Origin of the sequence: Pseudomonas urethralis (assembly GCF_021602465.1) — a bacterium.
Classification (GTDB): Bacteria; Pseudomonadota; Gammaproteobacteria; order Pseudomonadales; family Pseudomonadaceae; genus Aquipseudomonas; species Aquipseudomonas vlassakiae.
Genome location: NZ_BQIJ01000010.1, coordinates 61,259 through 75,735, shown reverse-complemented (window position 1 = coordinate 75,735; position 14,477 = coordinate 61,259). Strand labels below are relative to the sequence as shown.

The following is a 14,477-nucleotide window of genomic DNA, read 5'->3' as shown; positions in this document are numbered from 1 at the left end:
TGATGAGGTAACCCCGACAATGTTGAGTTTTATTGCCCGGCGCCTGGGCCTGCTGATACCGACCTTCTTCGGTATCACCTTGCTGACCTTCGCGCTCATACGCCTGATCCCCGGCGACCCGGTGGAAGTCATGATGGGCGAGCGCAGGGTCGACCCCGAAATGCACGCCCAGGCCATGGAGCGCCTGGGCCTGAACAAGCCACTGCCGGTCCAGTACCTGGACTACGTCGGCAAGCTGGCCCAGGGCGACCTCGGTGAATCGCTGCGCACCCGCGAGAGCGTGTGGACCGAGTTCCTCACCCTGTTCCCCGCCACCCTGGAGCTGGCCATGGCCGCCCTGCTGTTCGCCGGCATCGTCGGCCTGCTGGCCGGGGTGATCGCCGCGCTCAAGCGCGGTTCGCTGTTCGACCACGGGGTGATGGGGATCTCCCTGGCTGGCTATTCCATGCCGATCTTCTGGTGGGGCCTGATCCTGATCATGTTCTTCTCGGTGAGCCTGGGCTGGACCCCGGTATCGGGGCGTATCGACCTGCTTTACGACATCGAGCCAAAGACCGGCTTCATGCTCATCGACACGCTGCTCAGCGACGAGGAAGGCGCGTTCAAGGACGCGGTGATGCACCTGATCCTGCCGGCTATCGTGCTCGGCACCATCCCCTTGGCGGTGATCGCCCGCATGACCCGCTCGTCGATGCTCGAAGTGCTGCGCGAGGACTACATCCGCACCGCCCGCGCCAAAGGCCTGTCGCCGGCACGCGTGGTGTTCGTGCACGGCCTGCGCAACGCGCTGATCCCGGTGCTGACCGTGTTCGGCCTGCAGGTCGGCACGCTGCTGGCCGGCGCCGTGCTCACCGAAACCATCTTCTCCTGGCCGGGCATCGGCAAATGGCTGATCGAAGCCATCGGCGCCCGTGACTACCCCGTGGTCCAGAACGGCATCCTGTTGATTGCCTGCCTGGTGATCCTGGTCAACTTCGTCGTGGATATCCTCTACGGCCTGGCCAACCCACGCATCCGTCATCAGCGCTGAGGCCTTCCATGACTAGCCCGATTCCGAAATCCGTCGCACCGGCCAGCCCGGTGGACCAGAGCCTGCTCTACCCTTCACCGTACAAAGAATTCTGGCAGGCCTTCTCGCGCAACAAGGGCGCGGTAATGGGCCTGGCCTTCATGTGCCTGGTGGTGTTCTGCGCGTTGTTCGCACCGTGGGTCGCCCCCCATGACCCGAGCGAGCAGTACCGCGACTTCCTGTTGACCCCGCCGGTGTGGCTGGAAGGCGGCAGTTGGCAGTTCATCCTCGGCACCGACGAACTTGGCCGTGACCTGTTGTCGCGCCTGATCCAGGGCGCGCGGCTGTCGCTGCTGATCGGCCTGTCGTCGGTGGTGATGTCGCTGATCCCGGGTATCCTGCTGGGCCTGCTGGCCGGGTTCTTCCCGCAGGTCCTCGGCCCATCGATCATGCGCCTGATGGACGTGATGCTGGCCCTGCCGTCGCTGCTGCTGGCGGTGGCCATCGTCGCCATCCTCGGCCCAGGCCTGATCAACACGGTAATCGCCATCGCCATCGTGTCCTTGCCGTCCTACGTGCGCCTGACCCGCGCCGCGGTGATGGGCGAACTGAACCGCGACTACGTTACCGCCGCCCGCCTGGCCGGTGCCGGGCTGCCACGGCTGATGTTCGTCACCGTGCTGCCCAACTGCATGGCGCCGCTGATCGTGCAGGCCACCTTGAGCTTCTCCTCGGCAATCCTCGACGCCGCCGCGCTGGGTTTCCTCGGCCTCGGCGTGCAACCGCCAACGCCCGAGTGGGGCACCATGCTGGCCTCGGCCCGTGACTACATCGAGCGCGCCTGGTGGGTGGTGAGCCTGCCCGGCCTGACCATCCTGCTCAGTGTGCTGGCAATCAACCTGATGGGCGACGGCCTGCGCGATGCGCTGGACCCGAAACTCAAGAACGCCGCCTGAGGACAACGCCATGTCACTGTTGCAGATCAACAACCTGAACGTGCGCTTCGGCGCCGCCGATGCCGTCCCCGTGGTCGATGGCCTGGACCTGGCGGTGGACGCCGGCGAGATCCTGGCCATCGTCGGTGAGTCCGGCTCGGGCAAATCGGTCACCATGATGGCCCTGATGGGCCTGATCGACGCCCCTGGGCGCATCACTGCCGATTCGCTGACCTTCGACGGCACCGATATGCTCAAGCTCAGCGGCCGCCAGCGGCGCAAGGTGGTGGGCAAGGACATCGCCATGGTCTTCCAGGACCCGATGACCGCGCTCAACCCCAGCTACACCGTGGGCTACCAGATCGAGGAAGTCCTGCGCCAGCACCTCGGCCTGAAGGGCAAGGCTGCGCGCCAGCGGGCCCTGGAGCTGTTGAAAAAAGTGGAAATCCCGGCTGCGGAAAGCCGCCTGGACGCCTACCCGCACCAACTCTCCGGCGGCATGAGCCAGCGCGTGGCCATCGCCATGGCGATTGCCGGCGAACCCAAACTGCTGATCGCTGACGAACCGACCACCGCGCTGGACGTGACTATCCAGGCGCAGATCATGGAGCTGCTGGTCAACCTGCAGAAGGAGCGCAACATGGCGCTCATCCTGATCACCCACGACCTGGCCGTGGTCGCCGAAACCGCCAGGCGCGTGTGTGTGATGTACGCCGGCCAGGCCGTGGAAGTGGGCCAGGTACCGGAGCTGTTCGACTTACCCGCCCACCCGTACAGCGAAGCGCTGCTGGCGGCGATCCCCGAGCACAGCGTCGGCGCCGAGCGCCTGGCCACCCTGCCCGGCATCGTTCCCGGCCGCTATGACCGCCCGGCTGGCTGCCTGTTGTCGCCGCGCTGCCCTTACGTGCAGGACAACTGCCGCCATCAGCGCCCACCTCTCGACCCGCAGGCCCACAGCCTGGTGCGTTGCTTCTACCCGCTGAACCAGGAGGTGGCGTGATGGCCGTCGTTCTCACTGCCCGGGAGCTGACCCGGCATTACGAAGTTTCCCGCGGGCTGTTCAAGGGCCACGCCCTGGTACGCGCGCTCAATGGCGTGTCGTTCGAGCTGGAGGCCGGCAAGACCCTGGCCGTAGTCGGTGAGTCCGGCTGCGGCAAGTCGACCCTGGCCCGCGCCCTGACATTGATCGAAGAACCCTCGTCCGGCTCGCTGCAGATCGCCGGCACCGAGGTGAAGGGCGCCAGCAAGTCCGAGCGCAAGCAACTGCGCCGCGACGTGCAGATGGTGTTCCAGAGCCCCTACGCTTCGCTGAACCCGCGGCAGAAGATCGGTGATCAGCTGGCCGAGCCGCTGTTGATCAACACCTCGCTGAGCAAAACCGAGCGGCGCGAGAAAGTGCAGAAGATGATGGAACAGGTCGGCCTGCGCCCGGAGCATTACCAGCGCTATCCGCACATGTTCTCCGGCGGTCAGCGCCAGCGCATCGCCCTGGCCAGGGCGATGATGCTGCAACCGAAGGTGCTGGTGGCGGACGAGCCGACCTCGGCGCTGGACGTGTCGATCCAGGCCCAGGTGCTGAACCTGTTCATGGACCTGCAGAAGGAGTTCAACACCGCCTATGTGTTCATCTCGCACAACCTGGCGGTGGTGCGGCACGTGGCCGATCAGGTGCTGGTGATGTACCTGGGGCGCCCGGCAGAAATGGGGCCGAAGGAAGACATCTACGAGAAGCCGCTGCATCCGTATACCCAGGCACTGCTGTCGGCGACCCCGGCAATTCATCCCGATCCACTGAAGCCGAAGATCCGCATTGCCGGGGAGCTGCCCAACCCGCTCAATCCGCCGGACGGGTGTGCGTTTCACAAGCGCTGCCCGTATGCGACCGAGCGGTGTGCCAAGCAAGTGCCGGCGTTGCGGCAGGTGAGTACCCGGCAGGTGGCCTGCCATTATGCCGAGCAGTTCCTCTAGAGCGGTGTGATTCATCGCGGATAAATCCGCTCCTGCATCGGTACCTTTGTAGGAGCGGATTCATCCGCGATGGGCCGCAAAGCGGCCCCAACCATCTCAATGCATGAAGAACCAGATCAGGATAATCACCGGGATTGGCACCCCAATCATCCAAAGCAGTATCGAGCGCATGGCCTTTCTCCTTGTTCGAGGGTGAACTAGACCGTGCACCCGCCATGCCACTCGTATCAAAAAATTACACTTATATGAATCAACGGCTTACCCCCTGAGCCGCTTGCCAGAACCGTGCAAATTGCCAGATCCCCACCCTTGCACGCGGGTGTTCTGCAATGCACTATCGAGCCCATGACCGCCCTCACAATCCCCGACGGCCCCGAGCAGGCCCCGCTCACCGCCGATACCGTGCTGCGCTACCACCTGTGCTGGAAGCACCGTGACCTCGACGGCGTGATTGCGCTCTACCACCCCGATATCCAGTACCACGACTTCTTCCAGAACCGCGTGCTCGGCTACGCCGAACTGCGCGACTACGTGCGCGCCTGCCTGCCCCATGAGGCCGGCGAGGACATCGTCCACAGCGACCGCATCCGCGTCGACGGCTGCACCGCGTTCATCCAGTATCAGGTCACGGTGCAAGGCGGCGAAGGCCTGGTGGCGTTCCAGTCCAGCGAAGCGATCACCGTCAAGGACGGCCTGATCTGGCGGGTCAACGAATACGCCACCCTGGTTAGACAGAACAGCGTCGCCCAGGCCAGCAGCGGCCCACGCCCGGCCACCAGCCGCCTGGGCCTGTCACCTCGGCAGCTGTCGACCATGGCCCAGGACCTGGAACACTACTTCCAGCGCCAGCGCCCCTACCTCGACCCGGAACTGGACCTGCAACAAGTGGCCGACGCCAGCGGCTACAGCCGCAACCAGATTTCCTACCTGCTGAACCAGGTGCTCGGGCAAAGCTTCTACCGCTACGTCAACCAGGCACGCCTGCAACACCTGATGGCCAGCCTTGGCGACGACAGCGTCGAAGCATCGATCGACGACCTGGCGTTCAACGCCGGTTTCAATTCGCTTTCGGCATTCTACAAATGCTTCCGCGAGCACACCGGCCTTACCCCCAAGGCCTATCTCAAGCAAATTTCCCTGCGTGCACGCACGTAGGACAGGCGCTGGCCGACACCACTAGCATCGCCCACAGACCTTGATGGATGTGGAGCAAAACCCGATGCAACCCCTGCGCACGCTCAGCCTGTGGATGGACCAGCTCGACGAGCCACTGTGCGCGCGCCCGGCCCTGCGCCAGGACGCTGAGGTCGATGTGTGCATCATCGGCGCCGGCTACACCGGGCTGTGGACTGCCTATTACCTCAAGCGCCAGGCGCCGCACCTGAACATTGCAGTGATCGAGGCCAACATCGCCGGCTTCGGCGCCTCGGGACGCAATGGCGGGTGGTTGATGGGCAACCTGCTCGGCGAAGACCGCCTGCTGGCCACCCTGTCGCCGCAACAGCGACGCGCCAGCATCGACCTGCTGCATGGCATCCCTGATGAAGTGCACAGCGTGCTGCAGCGCGAACGCATCGATTGTGATTACCGCAAAGGCGGCGTGCTGTATTGCGCCGCGCGTTACCCAGAGCAGGAACGCAGCCTGCGTGCTTATCTCGACGATCTCTATCGCCAGGGAATGACCGAGGACGACTACCGCTGGCTGCGTCCCGAGCAGCTGGACGCGCAACTGCGAGTCAGCAATGCCTACGGCGCGATCTACAGCCCGCACACCGCGACCATCCAGCCGGCCAAGCTGGCCCGTGGCCTGGCCCGGGCCGTGGAGGCGCTGGGCGTGACGATCTACGAGAACACCCCGGCCATCGACTGGCAGCCCGGCGAAGTGCGCTCGCCTCTGGCACGCATCCGCTGCCAGTGGATGGTGCCTGCGGTCGAAGGGTACGCCGCCAGCCTGCCGCCGCTGGGCAAGCACCAGTTGCCGGTGCAGAGCCTGCTGGTGGCCACCGAGCCGCTGCCGGAATCGACCTGGGAGCAGATCGGCCTCAGCCAAGGCCAGGCCTTCAGCGAGAGCAGCCGCCAGGTCACCTACGGCCAGCGCACCGCCGACAACCGCCTGGTGTTCGGCGCCCGCGGCGGCTACCGCTTCGGCGGCCGGCTGCGCGAGAACTTCAACCTTGATGAGCACGAGATCGAGCTGCGTCGCTATCTGTTCAGCGAACTGTTCCCGCAGCTCAGGCACGCGCGCATCACCCACACCTGGGGCGGCAACCTGGGCATGGCGCGGCGCTTCCACCCGCACATGCTCTGCGACCGGCAGCGCGGCATCGCCCTGGCCGGCGGCTACGGCGGCGAAGGTGTCGGCGCCACCAACCTCGCCGGGCGCACGCTGGCGGCGCTGATCCTCAACCAGCACAACCTGCTGACCGCGCAACCCTGGGTACTCGACAACCGCCCAGTGGCGAGCCTGGCCAGTTGGCCGCCGGAGCCCTGCCGCTGGCTCGGTTACAACGCAATCATCCAAAGCTTCGTCCACGAGGACCGGACCCTCGCCAACCCCGCCAGCGCGCCCTGGAGGCGGCGCCTGGCCAGCTCGTTAGCGGACTTCATGGAAGGCTTCATGCACTGACTTCCCTTTCCCTGACACAGGAACCACCGGCCATGAGCATCACCCAGTTCAAACGCACCGACAGCGCCGTGCTCGACAGCTCCAACCCGGTCGCGGTGCCACTTGGCGAACCCGTTGCAGTGACTTCGGTTACCTGCGTGGAGCGCAATGATGGCGTCGAGACCGGCATCTGGGAGTGCACCCCCGGGCGCTGGCGCCGGCAGATCGTGCAGCAGGAGTTCTGCCATTTCATCAAGGGCCGCTGCACCTTCACCCCCGACGGTGGCGAAACCCTGGTCATAGAAGCCGGAGACGCCCTGATGCTACCGGCCAACAGCACTGGCACCTGGGATATCCAGGAGACCGTGCGCAAGACCTACGTGCTCATCTTCTGATCCGCTGATCGCCTGCCTTCGATAACAACAGACAAAGCAAGGTATCCCGATATGCGCATGTTCCTGTTCGCCCCCCTGATGCTGGCCGCAAGCTTCGCCAGCGCCGCCGAAACGGTGAAGATCTACAACTGGTCCAGCTATGTAGCGCCCGACACGCTGAAAAACTTCCAGCAGGCCAGCGGCATCGTCCCGACCTACGACGTGTACGACAGCAACGAGACCCTCGACGGCAAGCTGATGACCGGCAACTCCGGCTACGACGTGGTGTTCCCGTCCAACCACTTCATGGCCCGGCAGATCCAGGGCAAGGCCCTCAAGCCGCTGGACAAGTCGCAGCTGCCCAACTGGCACAACCTCAACCCGGTGCTGCTCAAGGCGCTGGAGGTCAACGACCCGGGCAACCAGTACGGTTTTCCGTACCTGTGGGGCAGCACCGGCATCGGCTACAACATCGACAAGGTCAAGGCGGTGCTCGGCGACCATGCACCAGTCGACTCCTGGGACCTGATCTTCAAGCCCGAATACATGAGCAAGCTGAAAAGTTGCGGCGTCGCGGTACTGGACAACGGCCCCGAACTGCTGCCGATCGCCCTGCACTACCTGGGCCTGCCGCATCACAGCCAGAACCCGGCCGACTACGACAAGGCCAAGGCGCTGCTGATGCAGGTGCGGCCTTATATCAGCTACTTCCACTCGTCGAAGTACACCGGCGACCTGGCCAACGGCGATATCTGCGTGGTGGTGGGCTTCTCGGGGGATGTGCTGCAGGCGAAGAACCGCGCCGAAGAGGCGAAGAACGGGGTGAAGGTGGGGTATTCGATCCCCAAGGAAGGTGCGCCGATGTGGTTCGACATGGTGGCCATGCCGGCCGATGCACCGGATGAGAAGGCCGGGTATGCCTACATGAATTACCTGCTGCAGCCAGAGGTGATGGCCAACATCAGCAACCACGTGCAGTACGCCAACGGCAACCTCAAGGCGGACGGGCTGGTGGAACCGGCGATGAAGGGCAATACGATGATTTACCCGAGCGAGGATGTGATGGGCAAACTGTATGCGCTGGAGGCGATGCCGGCCAAGATCGACCGCATCAGGACCCGGATCTGGACCAGTATCAAGGCCGGGAATTAATTTCGGCCGTACCACGATCCCTGTGGGAGCGGGTTGACCCGCGAATACGTCGGTGCATTCAACCGCACATTCGCGGGTAAACCCGCTCCCACAGGGTCAGGAGCAGATTCCCGAAATCAGTGGTGTTCGCGGGTAGCGCGGAACTTGATGTCTGGCCAGCGCTCTTCCATCAGCGCCAGGTTGACCCGGGTCGGCGCCAGGTAGGTCAGGTGACCGCCGCCGTCGATCGCCAGGTTTTCCATGGCCTTGTTCTGGAATTCCTCGAGCTTCTTCTTGTCGTCGCAGCCGATCCAGCGGGCCGACCAGACAGTGATCGGCTCGTAGGCGCACTCGACCTTGTATTCTTCCTTCAGGCGGCTGGCGACCACGTCGAACTGCAGCACACCCACCGCACCGAGGATGATGTCGTTGCTGCGCTCGGGGAAGAACACCTGGGTCGCACCTTCCTCGGCCAGCTGTTGCAGGCCCTGACGCAGCTGTTTGGATTTCAGCGGGTCTTTCAGGCGCACACGGCGGAACAGTTCCGGGGCGAAGTGCGGGATGCCGGTGAAGCCCAGCGCCTCGCCTTCGGTGAAGGTGTCGCCGATCTGGATGGTGCCGTGGTTGTGCAGGCCGATGATGTCGCCGGCATAGGCCTCTTCCAGCTGCTCACGCTCGGAGGAGAAGAAGGTCAGCGCGTCGCCGATGCGCAGGTCCTTGTTGATACGCACGTGGCGCATCTTCATGCCCTTCTCGTACTTGCCCGAGCAGATGCGCATGAAGGCGATACGGTCGCGGTGCTTCGGGTCCATGTTCGCCTGGATCTTGAACACGAAGCCGGTGAATTTCTCTTCCACAGGCTCGACGGTGCGTTCATGGGCCACGCGACCCAGCGGACGCGGCGCCCAGTCGACGACGGCGTCGAGCACGTGGTCGACACCGAAGTTGCCCAGCGCGGTACCGAAGAACACCGGCGTCAGCTGACCGTTGATGAACTCTTCCTGGTTGAATTCGTGGCAGGCACCCTGCACCAGCTCCAGTTGTTCCACGAACGAGTCGTACTGGTCGCCCAGGTGTGCGCGGGCCTCGTCGGAGTCCAGCTTCTGGATGATCTTGGCTTCGGTGCGCTCGTGGCCATGGCCCGGGGTGTAGACCACGATGTAGTCGCCGGTCAGGTGATACACACCCTTGAAGTCGCGGTAGCAACCGATCGGCCAGGTGATCGGCGCGGCCTTGATCTTCAGGACGGCTTCGATCTCGTCGAGCAGCTCGATCGGATCACGGATGTCCCGGTCGAGTTTGTTGATGAAGCTGACGATCGGCGTGTCACGCAGGCGGCATACGTCCATCAGGGCGATGGTCCGTGGCTCTACACCTTTACCGCCGTCGAGCACCATCAACGCCGAGTCCACCGCGGTCAGGGTGCGGTAGGTGTCTTCCGAGAAGTCTTCGTGGCCGGGGGTGTCGAGCAGGTTGATCATGTGCTCGCGGTACGGGAACTGCATCACCGAGGTGGTGATGGAGATGCCGCGCTGCTTCTCCATTTCCATCCAGTCGGAAGTGGCGTGGCGGTCGGACTTGCGCGACTTCACGGTACCGGCGACGGCAATGGCCTTGCCCATCAGCAGCAGCTTCTCGGTGATGGTGGTCTTACCGGCGTCGGGGTGGGAAATGATTGCGAAAGTGCGGCGCTTCGCGACTTCGGCGGCCTGGTTGGTCATGGGAAATCGCCTGACTGGGGGATTTGAAAGGGGCGATATCATACCTGAAGTTGGGCGGGGACCAAAATTTGATCCCCCAACCGGTCCATCGCAGGAATCAAGCGCGTTGTTCCTGCTCCTCAAGGAAACCGTCAAGCGTGACGGGGGGGCGCCCTGGAATATGCGCAACCAGCTCCAAAGTCCCGCCCAGAGCCTCCACATAGCTGCGCAAGGTGGAAATCAACATGTCACTCCGCTTCTCCACTTTCGAAACATTGCCCTGGCGGATATCCAGACGCTCCGCCAGCCCTTCCTGGGTGACTGCCAGTTGCCTGCGCAACGCTTGCAAGGTCATTTCCTCACGGATCAGTTCACGACCGCGGGCTTCAACCCTGGCTCTACGCTCAGGCGAAAGCTCGTTCATCACCTCATCGAGTGTTTTCATCATTTAATCTCTACACAGATGCCGTTCGAAACGCGCGTCAGCACGACCGATCAGGCTGCGGTAAAACCTACGCTCACTAATGCCTGCCTTATCGCCGGCTACCAACAGCAGCGCACAGCGTGATGGATCAAAGGCGAACGCTACCCGCCACACTCCATCGCCGACACTGAATCGCAACTCTTTCATGTTCGAATGCCTAGAGCCTTTCAAGGAATCCACACGGGGTCGCCCCAGAGCCGGGCCGCGGCAGGCAAGCAGATGGAGTTGAGCCAGCAGCTCATCCTGAACCTCCAGTGCCAGCGCCTTGAATTCGATCATGAATTCCGGGCACATCCTTATAGACCACACCACAAAATACCTTCTAAGGAATATTCTCTCAAGTGAATATCGAGAGCATTTCAAAGCAGATATGGCTCGGCGGGATAAACGGCTGGATAGCAGGTAATTCAACGCCTTGATGTAGGAAAGGCGCTTATTTTTCGCGTGAAATTTCTAAGACGCCAGTGATTAACGCTGGCCAAATGCCGCCTCAGATGGGAACCTTTACGCCCACGGAGACGTCCATTCCCCTGCAACCCGCTTCGCTCGGGGACTGGTTTCACCAGCATTTTCGGGCCCGACGGGGTTCGGCTCATGGCCTGAGCGCAGCCTTCGGCTGCCTCACGCTGCTACTCGCGAACACACCACCCGCCGCCAGCACTGGCCGGCTACCAAGAAGTGTGCTCGCCGACAACACAAGGAGTCCGCCTGTGGCAACACGCTACGGAAAAGGGCTGTTGGGATGGGCCGCCGTGCTCGTCATCCTGGCCCTGCTGATCCACTGGATCGGCATCGACACGATCGCGCGCTATCGCGACGATCTTGGGTTCTACCTGCAAGCGCACCTGGTACTGGTGCTGGCTTCGATGGCGGCGGCGCTGGCCGTGGGCATCCCCGCTGGCATTGCGCTTAGTCGACCGCACCGGGTCGACAAAGCCGAGCGCTTCATGCAGTTCTTCAACGTAGGCAACACCATCCCCCCCCTGGCCGTTCTGGCCATCGCCCTGAGTATCCTGGGCATCGGCGCCGGGCCTGCGATCTTCGCGCTGTTCCTAGCCTCCCTCCTGCCCATCGTGCGCAATACCTACGAGGGCCTGAAAAACGTCCCCGCCTCGCTCAAGGAAGCCGCCACCGGCATCGGCATGACCCCACGCCAACAGCTCTGGCAGGTGGAACTGCCCAACGCCGTGCCGATCATCGTCGGCGGCGTGCGCGTGGCCCTGGCGCTGAACGTCGGCACGGCACCACTGGCGTTCCTGATCGGCGCCAACAGCCTGGGCAGCCTGATCTTCCCCGGCATCGCCCTGAACAACCAGCCACAGCTGCTGCTCGGCGCCGCCTGCACCGCCTTGCTGGCGCTGGTGCTGGACGCTGCGGTGAGTTTCTCCAGCAAGCGCTGGCTGGAACGTGGCCTGGCTGGATAACACGAGGGAACCCATGAACAAGAGAATCGCCTTGCTGCTGGGTGCGGCCCTGCTGTTTACAGGATTTGCCCAGGCAGCGGAAAAACCACTGATCCGCATCGGTGCGCGGGTGTTCACCGAACAGACCGTGCTTGCCGAAATCACCGCGCAGTACCTGCGCGCCAACGGCTTCGACGTACGTGTCACCTCCGGCCTGGGCAGCAGCATCGCGCGCCAGGCCCAGGAAACCGGCCAGCTCGACCTGATGTGGGAATACACCGGCGTATCGCTGGTCTCGTACAACCATATCGACGAGCGCATGCCCAGTGCCGAGGCCACCTACGCCAAGGTCAAGGAACTGGACGCAAAGAAGGACCTGATCTGGCTGACCCCCTCGAAGTTCAGTAACACCTACGCCCTGGGCTTGCCCAAGCAGGTGGCCGAGGCTTATCCACAGGTCAACACGATCAGCGATCTTAACCAGGTGCTGCGTGACGAAAGCCAGCGCAAGCACCTGGTGGCACTGGACACCGAGTTCGCCAACCGTCCGGACGGGCTGGTCGGCCTCAAGGCGATGTACGACCTGCAAGTGGGCCGCGCCCACATTCGCCAGATGGATGCCGGCCTGGTCTACACCGCGATGCACAACAACCAGGTGTTCGCCGGCCTGGTGTACACCACCGACGGCCGCCTGAGCGCGTTCAACCTCAAGCTGCTGGAAGACGACAAGCACTACTTCCCTGACTACACCGCCGCCCCGGTGGTGCGCAAACAGGTGCTCGACGCCAACCCGAAACTGGCCGGCCTGCTCAAGCCGCTGGCCGAGCAACTGGATGACGAAACCATGCGCCAGCTCAATGCCAAGGTCGACGTCGAGCACCAGAACCCGTCCACGGTGGCCGCGGCCTTCCTGCGTGAGCACCCACTGCAAAGCGAGGTACAGCCATGAGCCTGCTCGACACGTTCGCCCACCTCGACTGGGCCCAGGTGCTGCAGCTGACCTGGCAGCACATCATGCTGGTCGGCGTCGCCGTGGGCCTGGCGATCCTCGTCGGCGTGCCGCTGGGTATCCTGATGACGCGCTTCCCGGCTGTTGCCGGCCCATTGCAAGCCAGCGCCACCGTGCTGCTGACCATCCCTTCCATCGCCCTGTTCGGCCTGCTGCTGCCGTTCTATTCCAAGTTCGGCCAGGGCCTCGGGCCGCTGCCGGCGATCACGGCGGTGTTCCTCTATTCACTCCTGCCGATACTGCGCAACACCTACCTGGCGCTGACCAACGTCGAGCCCGGCATTCGTGAAGCAGCGCGGGGCATCGGCATGACCTTCGGCCAGCGCCTGCGCATGGTCGAACTGCCGATCGCGGTGCCGGTGATCCTCGCTGGCGTGCGCACCGCCGTGGTGATGAACATCGGCGTCATGACCATCGCCGCCACCATCGGTGCTGGCGGCCTGGGCGTGCTCATCCTCACCTCCATCAGCCGCAGCGACATGTCGATGCTGCTGGTCGGTGCCGTTTTGGTCAGCCTGCTGGCGATCATCGCCGACCTGCTCCTGCAAACCCTGCAACGTGCCCTGACTCCAGAAGGACTGCGCTCATGATCGAACTCAAGAACCTCAGCAAAACCTTCAACGTCAACGGCAAGGACGTCAAAGCCGTCGACGCGGTCAGCCTTACCGTCAACGAAGGCGAAATCTGCGTGTTCCTCGGCCCTTCGGGCTGCGGCAAGAGCACCACGCTGAAGATGATCAACCGCCTGATCACACCCACCTCCGGCCAGGTGTTCATCAATGGCGAAGACACCAGCGCGCTGGACGAAGTCACCCTGCGCCGGCATATCGGCTACGTGATCCAGCAGATCGGCCTGTTCCCCAACATGACCATCGAAGAGAACATCACCGTGGTCCCGCGTCTGCTCGGCTGGGACAAGCAGAAGTGCCACGAGCGCGCCCGCGAGCTGATGCACATGATCAAGCTCGAACCCAAGCAGTACCTGCAGCGCTACCCCCGCGAGCTGTCCGGTGGCCAGCAGCAGCGCATCGGCGTGATCCGGGCGCTGGCCGCAGAAGCGCCGGTGCTGCTGATGGACGAGCCGTTCGGCGCGGTCGACCCGATCAACCGCGAGATGATCCAGAACGAGTTCTTCGAGATGCAGCGGGCACTGAACAAGACCGTGATCATGGTCAGCCATGACATCGACGAGGCGATCAAGCTGGGTGACAAGATCGCCATCTTCCGCGCTGGCAAGCTGCTGCAGCTGGACCACCCGGATACCTTGCTGGCGCACCCGGTGGATGACTTCGTGAGCAACTTCGTCGGCCAGGACAGCACGCTCAAGCGCCTGTTGCTGGTACGTGCCGAGGATGCCGCGGACAACGCGCCTTCGGTAAGCCCGCAGACGCCGGTGAGCGATGCACTGGAGCTGCTCGACGAGCACGACCGCCGCTATGTGGTGGTGACCGACGGGCAGAACAAGGCACTGGGGTATGTGCGCCGGCGTGACATGTACCGCCAGCAAGGTACCTGTGGCGATTTCCTGCGGCCGTTCAATGCCACGGCGTCGCATGACGAGCACCTGCGCATCCTGTTGTCGCGAATGTACGAGTTCAACCGGGCCTGGTTGCCGGTGCTGGATGCCGAACAGGTGTTTCTGGGTGAGGTGACCCAGGAGTCGATTGCGGCTTACCTGAGCTCGGGGCGTTCGCGGGGGGCGAAGACCAGCATTGTCTCGCCGGCTGAGGCGGTCGCTTCTTAATCGCAGGGGGTGCTTTGCACCCCTTTCGCGACACAAGGCCGCTCCCACAGGTATTGCGCAGAGTTGGAAGCTGTCGCTGTACATGTGGGAGCGGCCTTGTGTCGCGAAAGGGCCG

Annotated in this window: 15 protein-coding genes; 12 read left to right on the top strand and 3 right to left on the bottom strand. The window is 63.4% G+C overall.

Annotated elements, in window-relative coordinates; translation table 11 throughout:
* Positions 1-19 precede the first annotated feature (19 nt).
* The 8 genes from L6D64_RS17265 (at position 20) to L6D64_RS17230 (ending at position 8,043) form a co-directional block, all read left to right on the top strand.
* On the top strand, positions 20-1,030 hold the full coding sequence (locus L6D64_RS17265) for an ABC transporter permease subunit (protein ID WP_054886981.1): 1,011 nt from the start codon (positions 20-22) through the stop codon (positions 1,028-1,030).
* Between the two features lie 8 nt (positions 1,031-1,038).
* Positions 1,039-1,965 carry an ABC transporter permease subunit gene (locus L6D64_RS17260; protein WP_054886980.1) on the top strand — a complete coding sequence of 309 codons (927 nt, stop codon included), beginning with the start codon at positions 1,039-1,041 and terminating at the stop codon, positions 1,963-1,965.
* A 10-nt stretch (positions 1,966-1,975) separates the two neighbouring features.
* A complete protein-coding gene (locus L6D64_RS17255; RefSeq protein ID WP_176508721.1) occupies positions 1,976-2,944 on the top strand; it encodes an ABC transporter ATP-binding protein in 969 nt (322 codons plus the stop codon).
* The gene (locus tag L6D64_RS17250) at positions 2,944-3,912 is read left to right on the top strand and encodes a peptide ABC transporter ATP-binding protein (RefSeq protein WP_176508722.1); all 969 of its coding nucleotides are present in this window, start codon (positions 2,944-2,946) and stop codon (positions 3,910-3,912) included. Before L6D64_RS17255 ends, L6D64_RS17250 begins: the two co-directional genes overlap by 1 nt.
* A 345-nt stretch (positions 3,913-4,257) precedes the next feature.
* Positions 4,258-5,067 (top strand): AraC family transcriptional regulator, encoded by an 810-nt coding sequence (locus tag L6D64_RS17245; protein WP_176508723.1) that lies wholly within the window; start codon positions 4,258-4,260, stop codon positions 5,065-5,067.
* A gap of 64 nt (positions 5,068-5,131) precedes the next feature.
* Positions 5,132-6,538, top strand: a complete 1,407-nt coding sequence (locus L6D64_RS17240; RefSeq protein WP_176508724.1) for an NAD(P)/FAD-dependent oxidoreductase — start codon at positions 5,132-5,134, stop codon at positions 6,536-6,538.
* Between the two features lie 32 nt (positions 6,539-6,570).
* On the top strand, positions 6,571-6,912 hold the full coding sequence (locus L6D64_RS17235; RefSeq protein WP_176508725.1) for a cupin domain-containing protein: 342 nt from the start codon (positions 6,571-6,573) through the stop codon (positions 6,910-6,912).
* A gap of 51 nt (positions 6,913-6,963) precedes the next feature.
* Positions 6,964-8,043: a polyamine ABC transporter substrate-binding protein gene (locus L6D64_RS17230; RefSeq protein ID WP_176508726.1), complete on the top strand. Its 1,080-nt coding sequence runs from the start codon at positions 6,964-6,966 to the stop codon at positions 8,041-8,043.
* Between the two features lie 116 nt (positions 8,044-8,159).
* Here the strand turns inward: L6D64_RS17230 and L6D64_RS17225 are convergent, their stop codons facing one another.
* The 3 genes from L6D64_RS17225 to L6D64_RS17215 form a co-directional block, all read right to left on the bottom strand.
* On the bottom strand, positions 8,160-9,743 hold the full coding sequence (locus L6D64_RS17225; RefSeq protein ID WP_054886973.1) for a peptide chain release factor 3: 1,584 nt from the start codon (positions 9,741-9,743) through the stop codon (positions 8,160-8,162).
* Positions 9,744-9,840: 97 nt separating this feature from the next.
* A complete protein-coding gene (locus L6D64_RS17220) occupies positions 9,841-10,170 on the bottom strand; it encodes a helix-turn-helix domain-containing protein (protein WP_176508727.1) in 330 nt (109 codons plus the stop codon).
* Positions 10,171-10,485 carry a type II toxin-antitoxin system RelE/ParE family toxin gene (locus tag L6D64_RS17215; protein ID WP_225923476.1) on the bottom strand — a complete coding sequence of 105 codons (315 nt, stop codon included), beginning with the start codon at positions 10,483-10,485 and terminating at the stop codon, positions 10,171-10,173.
* A 431-nt stretch (positions 10,486-10,916) separates the two neighbouring features.
* Between L6D64_RS17215 and L6D64_RS17210 the strand changes: the two genes are divergently transcribed.
* The 4 genes from L6D64_RS17210 to L6D64_RS17195 are packed head-to-tail and all read left to right on the top strand — an operon-like array spanning position 10,917 to position 14,362.
* Positions 10,917-11,630: an ABC transporter permease gene (locus L6D64_RS17210; RefSeq protein WP_054887588.1), complete on the top strand. Its 714-nt coding sequence runs from the start codon at positions 10,917-10,919 to the stop codon at positions 11,628-11,630.
* A 13-nt stretch (positions 11,631-11,643) separates the two neighbouring features.
* Positions 11,644-12,558 carry a glycine betaine ABC transporter substrate-binding protein gene (locus L6D64_RS17205; RefSeq protein WP_176508729.1) on the top strand — a complete coding sequence of 305 codons (915 nt, stop codon included), beginning with the start codon at positions 11,644-11,646 and terminating at the stop codon, positions 12,556-12,558.
* The gene (locus L6D64_RS17200) at positions 12,555-13,208 is read left to right on the top strand and encodes an ABC transporter permease (protein ID WP_176508730.1); all 654 of its coding nucleotides are present in this window, start codon (positions 12,555-12,557) and stop codon (positions 13,206-13,208) included. Before L6D64_RS17205 ends, L6D64_RS17200 begins: the two co-directional genes overlap by 4 nt.
* Positions 13,205-14,362: an osmoprotectant ABC transporter ATP-binding protein OsmV gene (locus L6D64_RS17195; protein ID WP_176508731.1), complete on the top strand. Its 1,158-nt coding sequence runs from the start codon at positions 13,205-13,207 to the stop codon at positions 14,360-14,362. The genes L6D64_RS17200 and L6D64_RS17195 overlap by 4 nt, the downstream gene beginning before the upstream one ends.
* Positions 14,363-14,477: the final 115 nt, after the last annotated feature.

Excerpts from the sequence above, each read along its gene's own strand:
- L6D64_RS17265 (WP_054886981.1), top strand. The coding sequence starts at position 20 with ATGTTGAGTTTTATTGCCCGGCGCCTGGGCCTGCTGATACCGACCTTC.
- L6D64_RS17255 (WP_176508721.1), top strand. The coding sequence starts at position 1,976 with ATGTCACTGTTGCAGATCAACAACCTGAACGTGCGCTTCGGCGCCGCC.
- L6D64_RS17240 (WP_176508724.1), top strand. The coding sequence starts at position 5,132 with ATGCAACCCCTGCGCACGCTCAGCCTGTGGATGGACCAGCTCGACGAG.
- L6D64_RS17195 (WP_176508731.1), top strand. The coding sequence starts at position 13,205 with ATGATCGAACTCAAGAACCTCAGCAAAACCTTCAACGTCAACGGCAAG.
- L6D64_RS17220 (WP_176508727.1), bottom strand. The coding sequence starts at position 10,170 with ATGATGAAAACACTCGATGAGGTGATGAACGAGCTTTCGCCTGAGCGT.
- L6D64_RS17245 (WP_176508723.1), top strand. The coding sequence starts at position 4,258 with ATGACCGCCCTCACAATCCCCGACGGCCCCGAGCAGGCCCCGCTCACC.
- L6D64_RS17250 (WP_176508722.1), top strand. The coding sequence starts at position 2,944 with ATGGCCGTCGTTCTCACTGCCCGGGAGCTGACCCGGCATTACGAAGTT.
- L6D64_RS17235 (WP_176508725.1), top strand. The coding sequence starts at position 6,571 with ATGAGCATCACCCAGTTCAAACGCACCGACAGCGCCGTGCTCGACAGC.
- L6D64_RS17215 (WP_225923476.1), bottom strand. The coding sequence starts at position 10,485 with ATGATCGAATTCAAGGCGCTGGCACTGGAGGTTCAGGATGAGCTGCTG.
- L6D64_RS17225 (WP_054886973.1), bottom strand. The coding sequence starts at position 9,743 with ATGACCAACCAGGCCGCCGAAGTCGCGAAGCGCCGCACTTTCGCAATC.
- L6D64_RS17260 (WP_054886980.1), top strand. The coding sequence starts at position 1,039 with ATGACTAGCCCGATTCCGAAATCCGTCGCACCGGCCAGCCCGGTGGAC.
- L6D64_RS17200 (WP_176508730.1), top strand. The coding sequence starts at position 12,555 with ATGAGCCTGCTCGACACGTTCGCCCACCTCGACTGGGCCCAGGTGCTG.
- L6D64_RS17230 (WP_176508726.1), top strand. The coding sequence starts at position 6,964 with ATGCGCATGTTCCTGTTCGCCCCCCTGATGCTGGCCGCAAGCTTCGCC.
- L6D64_RS17205 (WP_176508729.1), top strand. The coding sequence starts at position 11,644 with ATGAACAAGAGAATCGCCTTGCTGCTGGGTGCGGCCCTGCTGTTTACA.